At 72.2% G+C, this 11238-nt stretch carries 11 protein-coding genes; 7 read left to right on the forward strand and 4 right to left on the reverse strand.

From position 1 onward, the window contains the following. Both PLP61_RS05305 and PLP61_RS05310 read left to right on the forward strand, forming a co-directional pair. Positions 1–615: AAA family ATPase (locus tag PLP61_RS05305; RefSeq protein ID WP_324501086.1), on the forward strand; the 615-nt coding region annotated here is incomplete at its 5' end. After that, complete coding sequence (locus PLP61_RS05310) at positions 608–2239, forward strand: efflux permease Rv1217c-related protein (protein WP_324501088.1); 1632 nt, start codon at positions 608–610, stop codon at positions 2237–2239. The genes PLP61_RS05305 and PLP61_RS05310, both read left to right, overlap by 8 nt. 40 nt (positions 2240–2279) lie before the next feature. Here PLP61_RS05310 and PLP61_RS05315 read toward each other — a convergent pair whose 3' ends face one another. Continuing rightward, entirely contained in the window at positions 2280–4043 is a 1764-nt protein-coding gene (locus PLP61_RS05315) for a HEAT repeat domain-containing protein (RefSeq protein WP_324501090.1), read from the reverse strand. Between the two features lie 149 nt (positions 4044–4192). Between PLP61_RS05315 and PLP61_RS05320 the strand changes: the two genes are divergently transcribed. Both PLP61_RS05320 and PLP61_RS05325 read left to right on the forward strand, forming a co-directional pair. Then, positions 4193–4921 carry a DinB family protein gene (locus PLP61_RS05320; RefSeq protein ID WP_324501091.1) on the forward strand — a complete coding sequence of 243 codons (729 nt, stop codon included), beginning with the start codon at positions 4193–4195 and terminating at the stop codon, positions 4919–4921. A 98-nt stretch (positions 4922–5019) separates the two neighbouring features. Beyond that, entirely contained in the window at positions 5020–6261 is a 1242-nt protein-coding gene (locus PLP61_RS05325) for a M23 family metallopeptidase (protein WP_324501092.1), read from the forward strand. Positions 6262–6381: 120 nt separating this feature from the next. Here the strand turns inward: PLP61_RS05325 and hypB are convergent, their stop codons facing one another. Both hypB and PLP61_RS05335 read right to left on the reverse strand, forming a co-directional pair. Beyond that, complete coding sequence (gene hypB, locus PLP61_RS05330) at positions 6382–7134, reverse strand: hydrogenase nickel incorporation protein HypB (RefSeq protein ID WP_324501094.1); 753 nt, start codon at positions 7132–7134, stop codon at positions 6382–6384. Between the two features lie 2 nt (positions 7135–7136). Continuing rightward, positions 7137–7466 (reverse strand): hydrogenase maturation nickel metallochaperone HypA/HybF, encoded by a 330-nt coding sequence (locus PLP61_RS05335; RefSeq protein ID WP_324501095.1) that lies wholly within the window; start codon positions 7464–7466, stop codon positions 7137–7139. Positions 7467–7607: 141 nt separating this feature from the next. Here PLP61_RS05335 and PLP61_RS05340 point away from each other — a divergent pair, with 141 nt between their 5' ends. The 3 genes from PLP61_RS05340 (at position 7608) to PLP61_RS05350 (ending at position 10370) form a co-directional block, all read left to right on the forward strand. Beyond that, on the forward strand, positions 7608–8858 hold the full coding sequence (locus PLP61_RS05340) for an MFS transporter (RefSeq protein ID WP_324501097.1): 1251 nt from the start codon (positions 7608–7610) through the stop codon (positions 8856–8858). Positions 8859–9238: 380 nt separating this feature from the next. Next, a complete protein-coding gene (locus PLP61_RS05345) occupies positions 9239–9919 on the forward strand; it encodes a response regulator transcription factor (protein WP_502888962.1) in 681 nt (226 codons plus the stop codon). Between the two features lie 70 nt (positions 9920–9989). Next, positions 9990–10370, forward strand: a complete 381-nt coding sequence (locus tag PLP61_RS05350; protein WP_324501099.1) for a response regulator — start codon at positions 9990–9992, stop codon at positions 10368–10370. On the opposite strand, the gene PLP61_RS05355 is transcribed toward PLP61_RS05350, so the two are convergent. Further along, on the reverse strand, positions 10326–11238 hold a 913-nt coding region (locus PLP61_RS05355), incomplete at its 5' end, for a hypothetical protein (protein WP_324501101.1). The two genes, PLP61_RS05350 and PLP61_RS05355, sit on opposite strands and share 45 nt — an antisense overlap.

Consider the following 11238-nt stretch of genomic DNA (forward strand, 5'->3'; position numbering starts at 1 on the left):
ATCCAGGGGGGCCGCATCCAGGGGGGAGTGGACACCGCCTATCGGGACGAGCTGGTCGAGCGCTTCCGTCTCGATCCGGCCAAGAAGGTCCGGGCCTACTCCAAGGGCAACAAGCAGAAGGTGCTGCTCGTCGCAGCACTGAGCTCCCGCGCGGATCTGCTGGTGCTGGACGAACCCACCACCGGTCTGGATCCGCTCATGGAGCAGGAGTTCCGGGACTGTGTCACCGAGGCCCGGGACAGGGGGCAGGCGGTGTTCCTCTCCTCGCACATCCTCAGCGAGGTCGAGGCGCTCAGCGACCGGGTCGCGATCCTCCGCTCGGGCGAGCTGGTCGAGGTCGGCACCCTGGCGCAGATGCGTCACCTGTCGGCGCTGTCGATCGACGCCACCTTCGACGCCGCGCCCCCCGACCTGTCCCGCGTGCCGGGGGTCAGGGCCGCGGAGGTGCACGGCAACCGGGTGAGGTGCCAGGTGGTCGGGTCGGTCGAGCCGCTGCTGGGGGTCTTGGCGGCCTCGGGCGTGCACCAGCTGCTCAGCCGCGAGCCGTCCTTGGAGGAGCTCTTCCTCGCGCACTACGGCGGGGAGGGGGCCGGGAAGGAGCCGGCCGATGCGTGAGTCCGCCGCCGGAAGGACCGGGTTCGCCGGTGTGGTCGCCACCACCACAGCCATCCGCGCCGCACGCCCGGCACTGGTCTGGGGAGTGCTCTTCGGTCTGCTGATCGCGAACGAGGCGTTGACCTACCACTCGACGTTCCCGACCGCCGCCTCCCGTCAGGAGTTCGCCGCCTCCTTCGGAGGGAACGCGGGGTTGAGCGCGGTCATCGGTCCCGGTCGCCAGCTCGACACGATCGAGGGCGTGGTGGCCTGGCGCATGTTCGGCCTGATGCTGATCGTCGGTGCCGTCTGGGGGCTGCTCACCGCGACCAAGCTGCTCCGGGGCGAGGAGGACTCGGGGCGCTGGGAGCTGCTGCTCTCGGGGAGAACCTCCCGACGTCACGCCACCGTGCAGGCTCTGGTCGGGCTCGGAGTCGGATGGCTGGTCCTCTGGGTGGTGACGGCGTCGATCACGGTGGTGGTGGGCTCGCGCGCCACCGTGGGCCTCTCCGTCTCCCAATCGGTGGTCTACGCCCTCGCCGGTTGCGCCAGCGCCGCGGTCTTCCTCGCGGTCGGAGCCCTGGCCAGCCAGCTGGCCGGCACCCGGCGGCAGGCCAACGGCATGGCGGCCGCGGTCTTCGGCGTCGCCTACCTGATCCGGCTGCTGGCAGACGCGGGGCTCGGCCTCGAGGGCTTGCGGTGGGCCAGCCCACTTGGCTGGATCGAGAACGTGCGTCCGCTGACCGACCCCCAGCCGTGGGCGTTCCTGCCCGTGGCGGTGCTGGTCGTCGGCCTGACGCTGGCAACGATCGGGACCGCCGGTCGTCGCGACGTCGGCGTCGCTGCGTGGAGCCGGCGCCGTAGCACCGCCCCGGGGTTGGACGCGGTGACCAGGCCCGCCAGCCTCTGGAGCCTGGCGTGGTACCTCGAGCGGTGGGTCGTCCTTGCCTGGATCGTCGGACTTGGCCTGCTCGCCCTGGTCTTCGGCATCACCGCCGGCGTCGCCGCGGATGCGGGGTTCGGCAGCAACGTCGACGAGACCGTGGGGCGGCTCGGTGGGAGCGGCAGTGTCATGGAGGCCTGGGTCGGCTACGAGTTCCTCTACCTCGCGGCCATCCTGGCCTTCGGGGCCGCCACCCAGATCGCCTCGCTTCGCGACGAGGAGGCCGAGGGTCACCTGGACAACCTCCTGGTGCGGCCGGTCACTCGGTCCCGGTGGCTGCTCGGCCGGCTCACTGTCGCTGCCACGCTCGTCGTCGGGAGCGGTGCCGCCGTGGCGGTCGGCGGCTGGGCAGGCGTCTCGGGACACGGGATCGGGCTCGTGCCCATGCTCGAGGCTGGCCTGAGCACCGCCGTACCGGGCCTCGTCGTCCTCGGTCTCGGCGCCCTCATCTACGGCACCCTGCCGCGGCTGGCCGCGCCCACCCTCTACGTGCTGGTCCTCTGGTCGTTCCTCGTCGAGACCTTCGGCACCAGCCTCACCGACAACCAGCGCATCCTCGACACGTCCCTGTTGACCCACCTGGGCCCGGTCCCGGCCGCCGATCTCAACACGCCCGCGGTCCTGACCTTCCTCGGCAGCGCCCTGGCACTCACCGCGCTCGGTCTGCTCGGGTTCCGGCGACGCGACCTGAGTGCCGCCTGAACACGTTCGACCCTCAACGCGAGCGCCCGGGCGGCGCTGCTCACAGAGCGTGCCGCTTCGCCGAGAGGGTCGTGGTCAGCTTCCCGCGTACGGTGTCCGCCGCCCAGGCAACCTCGTCGGGGTACCGCTCGGCCAGCTCCGCGACGGCGCGCTCCACAGCATCGGCCTCGTGGGGGCCGAGTGCGTAAGGAGCCTGCACCGCGGCAGCCGTCACCGCCTCCTGGAAGCGCTCGGCCCTCCTGAAGGCCGCGGTGAGGAGCTCGATCACCTGCACCATGTCACCTGGTCCCTGCGAGGGGTCTCCGAGCAGGACCGCCGCCACTGCGTGGTCCAACGCGGCCAGACAGTCCCCTTGCCAGGTGCGGTAGGAGCTCAGCCTGGCGAGCAGGAATGCCTTGCGCCGACAGCTGGCGACGCCCGCGCGCAGGATGGCGGGATCCGCGTGGGCGTGGTCCTCGCTGAGGCCCGTGGGGTATGCGGCGAGCATGTAGGCGACGTCGAAGTCAGCATGCTCGCGCAGGTCCCTGCCGGGGTCGGCCGCGTCCCTTACGGAGGGGTCCCCCAGGTCCTGGAGTGTGCGTGGCTCCTCCGGGTCCTGGTCACCCGAGGTCCGGAGCGCGTCGATGGCGGCCTTGCGTTGACGGTGCTCGTCGCTCACCAACGCCTGCGGGTGCGCAGCGTCGTCGGAGCCCGTGGGTTCCAGCAGTGCCGCCTGGTGCTTAGCGGTCTCGCGAACCACGTCGTCGGCATCCTCGGTCGCTTCCCGGAGCACCCCGACGAGGCTCTCGCGCAGCGACTCCTGCTGCTGAGCAACCTCCCCGATCGCTGCGATGGCTGCCGCCCTGACGTGGCTGTCAGGGGAGTGCGCCAGGGCAGACAACCGCTCGAGGGGCGGGTTCGGCACGCCCCCGAGCGCCCGGGCCACCGCCGTCCTGGAACTACCCAGCGACGTCGCCGCCAGGAGTGCGTCAACGCCCGGCTCGCCAGCAGAAGCGAGGATGACGGCACAGTCGTCAGAGATCCCCTCCTGCCACTCCCTGTCCGTGGAGGTGAAGTACTCGGCCGTCTCGTACGCGAACGGGTCGTGGTAGTCGTCGTACTCGTCGTTGGAGCTCATGACCTTCACGAGGAGCGGGGCGAGGGACGCGGCGTCGCCGATCCTGGCCAGCGCGCGGCCGACGTCGGAGGACGACAGCGATCCCAGAGCGCCGGAGACGGCGGCAGCGACGAGGGGTTCGGCTGCCGAGGGCTCCCCGATGGTCGCCAACGCGGCCAGGGCGGCCGCCCTGAGCTCGGGGGGCTGCCCCACAGCGACCGCGACCTCCACCAGCGGCTGTACCGCACGGGTGTCGCCGAGCGCGCCGAGCATCCGCGCAGCGACGACCCGATCGGTGAGGTCGCTGCTGTCACCCAAGACCCGGGTCAGCTCGTGCACGTCCGAGGGCTCGATCGAGGTCGACCCCTGGTCCGCAACGTGGCGGGTCCAGCCTTCGCCGTCCCAGAACCGCTGCTCATGCCTGCCGGTGGGGTCGAGGTACCAGGCAGGCGACTGCGCGGCCTGGGCGGCGGCGGTGACGGGAGCCCCAGCCGGCCTTCCTGCCGGGCCAGCCGATTGCTGCGGGGACGGTGCCGGAGTCGCCCGGCCTCGCCGGATCCCGCGCACACCGAAGAAGAAGCACAGAGTCGCCGGCACCAGGAAGATGGCGCTGCCACCGGCGAGGTAGGCAGGAATGCTCGGCGGATCCCCGAAGAGGCCGGCGATGAAGAGCAGGACAAGCACGATCCCCAGGACGAGACGTGCCATGTGGCTTCCTTTCTCTGCCTCGAGATTACGCCGGCCGTGGGGGCGACGTGCGTGTGTCTCTCGGCACGTCCTCCCGCCCACGCCCGAGGACGAGGCGTGTCGTCGGTCGATCCTGGCGGCCTGTCCCCGACAGCGGCGATGATGAACCGATGACGACCTATTCCGGCACGACGGGGTTCGAGGGCGCGACCTTCGTCAAGGCGAGCTTCAAGGGTGCGACCCTGCGGTTCTCCGATGTCAGCGGGGTGACCATGCGCAGCGTCGATGTGGACGGACTCGACATCGACAGCCACGACCTGTTCTTCGGCAGCCTCATCGTCAACGGGGTCGACGTGGTGCCGCTCGTGGACGCCGAGCTCAACCGGCAGTTCCCCGGCCGCGAGCTGCAGAAGGCGCAGACGCCCGAGGGCCTGCGCGAGGGGTGGGTCGCCGTGCAGTCGGCGTGGCAGACGACCGTGGCGGGAACGCCGCCGGACCTGGTGGACGCCCACGTCGAGGACGAGTGGTCATTGGCCCAGACCCTGCGGCACCTCGTCCTGGCGACCGACGCCTGGCTGCGCGGCGCGATCCTGCGGGTGCCGCAGCCGTTCCACGAGATCGGCCAGATCTTCACCGGTGCCGATGAGATGGGCTTCGACCTGTCGGTCTTCCGCGCGGACCCGCCGGCGTACGCGGAGATCCTCGCGGTGCGTGCCGAGCGGCAGCGACTGGTGACCGACTTCCTGGCCACGGCCACCGCGGAGCTGCTCGCGGAGGAACGCGAGGACCCGTGGGGCGGTGACTGGCGTCCCAGCGTCGGTGACTGCGTTCGCGTGATCCTGGAGGAGGAGTGGGCGCACCTGCGCTACGTCCGACGGGACCTCGCGCGTCTGCGCTGAGCCAGGGTAGCCACCGCCTCCACGTGACCACCCTCGCCCGGTATCTGTGCCACCGGTCCCGGCTCCTGTGGGGAGACAGCCACGAGAGGACCGGAGCGATGACCGACGAGGGCCTGGCAGCCGTCTGGCGACCCGGTGAGGGCACGCAGTGGTGGCGGGCAGGCATGTCCGCCGACGAGTTCGTCGCCCAGGACCGGGTCTACTTCGACCAAGGGCTCCGGATCCGCTGCCTGGCGATCCGCAACGGCCGGTTCGCCGCTGTGTGGCAGCCGGGCGAGGGGACGCAGTGGGTGCACTGGGGGCTCACTGCGGACTCCTTCGCCGCGCAGGACCGGGTCTACTTCGACCAAGGGCTCCGGCTGACCGCGCTGGAGGTCGACAACGGCTGGTTCGCCGGAGTCTGGCGCCCCGGCGACGGCACCCAGTGGGTCCACTGGGGGATGTCCGTCGCCGACCTTGAGGCACAGGACCGCGCCTACTTCCCCCAGGGGCTGCGGATCACCAGCCTCGAGGTCGACCAGGGCCGGTTCGCCGCCGTCTGGCGCCCCGGCGAGGGCACCCAGTGGTGGCGTGCGGGCATGAGCGGCGCGGAGTTCGAGGCGCAGGACGCGACGTACTTCGGCCAAGGGCTGCGGATCGCCGCGCTCGCCATCGAGGGCGACCGGTACGCCGCCCTCTGGCAGCCGGGGGAGGGCACCCAGTGGTGCAGCCACCGCCGCGGGATCGTCGACCTGGTCACCGAGGACACGACGTACTTCGGACAGGGCCTGCGGCTGACCGCGCTCGAGGTCCACGACCAGGGCACCGGCGCGTACCGCTACCCCTGGACCAGCGGTGTGTCCTACACCTGCACCCAGGGCAACAACACCGTCGGCGGCTCCCACACGGGCGTGCAGGCCTTCGCGTTCGACTTCGGCCTCCCCGCGGGTACGCCGGTGCGCGCGGCCCGCGCCGGCGTCGTGGAGTGGCTGCAGGGGGCCCAGACCGCGACCTTCGACCCCACGGCCCCGGTGTCGCCCACCAACCAGCCGTTCCCCGACGGCGACCTGCGCAACTGGGGGAACGCGGTGCGGATCCGCCACCTCGGCGGCTTCACCAGCTGGTACTTCCACCTCCAGGTCAACAGCATCAGCGTCAACGTCGGCGACCAGGTCGAGGCGGGTCAGCCGATCGCCCTGTCGGGGAACACCGGCCGAAGCAGCGGTGCCCACCTGCACTTCCAGGTGCAGGCCGACTCGGCCGACTGGGGGCAGACGGTCGCCATCAGCCTCGGCGACTGCCAGGTGCCCACCAGCGGCACCAGCGTCACCTCCGACAACGCGAACCCGCGGTTCCCCTGAGCTGTGCCTCCCGGCTGTCACGGCAAGGTCACCCGGGGATAGTCCGCCGCGGAAATCATCATTTCGACGCGCCGAATGATGGGAATCGCGGCGGACTATCTCGGTGGGTGCGCGGTGAGGCTATGCGCCGCCTGAGAGCGAGGCGAGCCAGCCGTGCCAGGCCTCGAGGTTCTCGCCGGTGCGCACCGAGAGGGGGATGACCGCGACGTCCGGGTTGAGCCTGCGGGCATCCGCCGTGCAGCGGTCCACGTCGAAGTCGACGTACGGGAGCAGGTCGGTCTTGTTGACCACGACCAGGTCGGCGGCGGCGAACATGTGGGGGTACTTCAGCGGCTTGTCGTCGCCCTCGGTGACCGAGATGACCACGACCCGCGCCCGCTCGCCGAGGTCGAACAGCGCCGGGCAGACCAGGTTCCCGACGTTCTCGATGAACACCAGCCCGCCCTGGACCGGCTGGAGCCGGTCCAGGGCGCGGCGGACCATGGTGGCGTCGAGGTGGCACCCGGCGCCGGTGTTGACCTGGACCGCCTCGGCGCCCGCGCTGCGGATCCGCTCGGCGTCGATCACGGTCTCCTGGTCGCCTTCGACGACCTGGACCGGGCGCGGGGTGAGCTCGCGGATGGTCCGCTCCAGCAGCGAGGTCTTCCCCGCGCCGGGTGAGCTCATCAGGTTCACCGCCAGGGCCCCCCGGGCGGCGAGCCAGGCGCGGTTGTCGCGGGCGAGGTCGTCGTTGCGGGCAAGCACGGCCCGGTTCAGCTCGAGGGTCCGCGTCTCGTGGTGGTGGTCGTGGTGGTCGTGGTGGTGTGCCGTCCCCTCCTCACCGAGGGAGGTGATCCGCACCTCCTCGGCGCCGCAGCCGCACGTCGCACACATCGTCAGCCCACGTCCACCGAGGTCACCTGCAGCTCCCGACCGCCGAGCAGCTCGACGTCGGCGCTCCCGCACCCGCACAGCACCAGCAGGTCCTCCACCGGGAACCGCTCGCCGCAGCGTCGGCAGCGCCCCTTGCCGTAGGGCTCCTCGATCACGAGCGCGGCGCCGGCCAACGGGGTGCCCGCGGTGACCAGGTCGAAGCCGAAGAGCAGGGCGTCGGGCACGACGCCGGCGAGCTTGCCGACCTGCAGCCGCACGGTGGTGACCGGCCGGTCGCCGGTCCGCTCGAGGACGGCGTCGACCACGCTCTGGGCGATGGTCAGCTCATGCATCGGACCCCCTGGACCGGTTGCCGTCACGGTACGTCCCGCGGCAGGTTCCACAGTAGGGCGGGCCGGAGGACGCGGGAAGGCAGGACGTCGCTCACCGGCGTCGGCGGCCCGATGCCGGTTGACCGGTCTAGGCTCACCCGGGTGGCGAGTCGTCCGTCGGCGCACCTGGTGTGGCTGGTCTACAGCGGCGCCTGGGGGTTCATCGGCACCCTGTCGTGGACCACTGCGGCGGTCTACTTCATCCGCGACGTCCACATGACACCGCTCCAGCTGGTCCTCGCGGGCACCGCCCTCGAGGTGGCCTACTTCTGCTTCGAGATCCCGACGTCGGTCGTCGCCGACCTCTACTCGCGCCGGCTGTCGGTCGTCGTCGCCGCGGTGGTCTCCGGGCTTGCGATGATCTGGATCGGGGTCCTGCCCGCGGCCGGGTGGGTCATCGCAGGCATGGCGCTGTGGGGGTTCGGCTGGACCTTCCGCAGCGGCGCCGAGGACGCCTGGCTCGCCGACGAGGTGGGGTCAGGGGGGCTCGGTGCGGCGTACCAGCGCGGTGCCCAGGTCGCACGGGTGACCGGTCTGCTCGGCATCGGCAGCGCCGTGGGCCTGGCGCTGGTGCACCTCTGGCTCCCGTTGGTCGCGGCGGGCGTCATCTCGATCCTGCTGGCGGCGTACCTCGCGCTGGCCATGCCCGAGCAGGGGTTCACCCGGCCCGAGCGCGCGCAGGTCCGCCAGGTGGGTGCGATGCTCAGCGCCGCCCGGGATGGCGCCCGCGTGGTGCGGGCCAGCCGCCTCCTGCTGCTGATCGTGGTGATCTTCGTGCTGGTGGGCGCCTTCCAGGAGGGGTTCGACCGGCTGTGGGAGGCCCACCTGCTGCTCGACGTGGGGCTGCCGCCGATCGGTGGGCTGGGAGACGTGGTCTGGTTCGGGATCCTCGGCGCCGCCACCCTCGTGCTGGCCTTCGCGGTCGCCGTCCCCATGGTGTCCCGCGTGGAGCGGCTCCAGGCCGCGCGCCTGGCCCGGCTGCTCCTCGTCCTGCACGCCGCGCTCATGGTGTGCGCGCTCGCCTTCGCGCTCGCCGGTTCGCTGTGGGCTGCTCTCGTGGCGTACCTGGCCACGGCTGTCATCCGCGACCTGACCTCCGCGCCCTTCAGCACCTGGCTCAACGAGGCTGTCACCGACTCGTCGGTGCGCGCCACCGTGCTGTCGATCACCAGTGTCGCGGGAAGCCTCGGCGAGTGGACCGGAGGGCCGATGCTCGGCCTGGTCGGCAACAGGGCGGGGGTCCGGGCCGCCCTGAGCGTCGGAGCGCTGCTGCTGGCTCCGACGCTGCTGCTCCTCGGGCGGGCGGTCCGGCACCACGGCACCCTCGTCGACGGAGGTGACCACCGGGCCTGAGCCGTCAGAGCAGCACCGAGGCGATGCGGGCGAGGGTCGCTGGGACCTCGGCTCGACGTCCTCGGTAGCAGGGCCAGGCGCTCCCGCAGACCGTGCAGAAACCCTGCTGCGCCCGGTGGCGGTGGGCTGTCGGAACCGGTGTCCTTCGGGTGGTCTCGTGGGTGTTCATCATCGTCTCCTGGGTGAGCGTCCGGCGGGATCGCCGATGCCTTCGATCGTCGTCCGCGCAGGCCGCCACGTCGGTCGTGCTGGCCGCTCGCCCGGCCCGGGGAACCGCCCGCCCTCGACGGCCCCCCGCCGACGCAGGGTGGGGCTCGCCACCCGGTGGGCGGTGTGCTGGCCGTATCCCTTGCCTTCCTGCGGCCCCTACAGTGAGCCCCATGACGGTGCGGGTCGTCTTCGCCGACGACAACTACCTGGTGCGCGAGGGGGTCGCCGGGCTGCTGACCGAGACCGCCGAGGTGGACCTCGTCGAGACGGTGGCCGACCCGGAGGCGCTGCACCGGGCGGTGGCGTTGCACCGCCCGGACGCCGTGCTCACCGACATCCGGATGCCGCCGACCTTCACCACCGAGGGGATCGACGCGGCGAAGCGGATCCGGGCCGAGTTCCCTCAGACGGGCGTGGTGGTGCTCTCCCAGTACGTCGAGGAGGAGTACGCCCTCGACCTGCTCTCCGACGGCGTGGAGGGGCTCGGCTACCTCCTCAAGGAGCGGGTCACCCAGGTCGACGAGCTGGTCCGGGCCCTGCACGAGGTGGCCCGGGGAGGGTCCGCGCTGGACCCGAAGGTGGTCGAGGGGCTGCTGGCCCGCAAGAACAAGGAGACCAGCTCGGCGCTGCACGGGCTGACCGAGCGGGAGCTCGAGGTGCTCCGTGAGCTGGCGACCGGCCGCAGCAACGCGGCGACGGCGAAGGCGCTCTTCATGAGCGAGCGGGCGGTCGAGAAGCACATCGGGTCGGTCTTCGCCAAGCTCGGCCTGGTCAACGAGTCCGACGTCAACCGGCGCGTGATGGCGGTGCTCGCCTACCTGGAGGCGACCGGCGGCGGGCCAGCATCCTGAACGGCGTGTGGCTAGCCCCACTGCCCCGACTCGCACCGGCGCGGGACGATGAGGGTCGAGGAGGTGAGCCGTGGGCGACGTACGGGTCCTGATCGTGGACGACCAGGAGCCCTTCCGCCGCGCCATGGCCGCCGTGGTCGCCGCGACCGACGGCTTCGAGGTGGTCGGCTCGGTGACCACCGGTGAGGAGTCCCTCGCGGCGGCGCGGCGGCTGAGCCCGGACCTGGTGCTGATGGACGTCCACCTGCCCGGCGTCGACGGCGTCGAGGCGACCCGCCTGCTCGTCGCCGAGCCGGACGCGCCCGTGGTCGTGCTGCTGTCGACCTACGACGAGGACCAGATCGACGCGGCCGGGTGCGGGGCGGCGGCGTACATCCCGAAGGCGGCCTTCGGCCCGGACCGGCTCTCAGCCGCGTGGAACGGTGCCGCCCGGACCTCCGGCCAGGACTGACGCACGGGCTACCCGTTCCGGCCCGACGGGGATGGTCACGACCAGTGCGCCGTCTCTGTGGCTCAGCTCACCGCCCACTGCCTCGATCCGGTCGGTGACGCCCTGGAGGTCGAGGCCGTCGGAGGTGCCGACGATCCGGAGGACCAGGTCGTCGCCGGCGCCGGAGAGGTCGACCGACAGCGGTCCGGTCACGGCGTGGACCGCCTCGACGCAGCAGAAGTAGACCGCCGCCTCGACCCGCGGGGGGAACCGGCGACCGCCGGCTCCGTCCATGGTCAGCCGCGCGCCCGCCGCCGAGCGGGCGAACAGCGACCGCAGCGTCGGCTCCAGCCCCGAGCGGGCAAGCTGGGTGGGGAACACGCCGCGGGTGAGCTCGCGCAGGGCCTCGAGCGCCTCGTTGGTGCCGTCGACGAGCCGGTCGAGGTCGACCGGTTCCCCGCTGGCGACGGCCGCGCGAGCCCGGCCGATCTCGTCGGGCAGCGACGTGAGGAACGGGAGCACGTCCCGGCTGATCGCGGCCTCCAACGCGCGCCGTGCGGCATCGTCGGCCGCGATCAGGCGGCGGCGTGAGCCGGCCAGCCGTCCCGTGGTGCGGTCGAGCTCCGCGACGCGGTCGGCCAGGGCGCCGGCCAGGGAGGTGTTGCGGAAGGCGACGGCCGTCTGGTCGGCCAACGCCTCGAGGAGGCGCACGTCCGAGGGGCGAGGGGTGCGGCCTCGGGGGAGTGTCACCGCGATCCGCCCGAGCTCGCGTCCCTCGGTCCGGACCGGGACCACGCAGTCCGTATCCGCCGGGTCGGCCGCCGCCCAGCCCCAGGTCCCGGACACCGGCGCGTCGCCGGGGACGTCCAGCGTGGCCCGGGCCCCGCGG

The organism is Nocardioides sp. (genome assembly GCF_035429765.1).
Lineage (GTDB): Bacteria > Actinomycetota > Actinomycetes > Propionibacteriales > Nocardioidaceae > Nocardioides.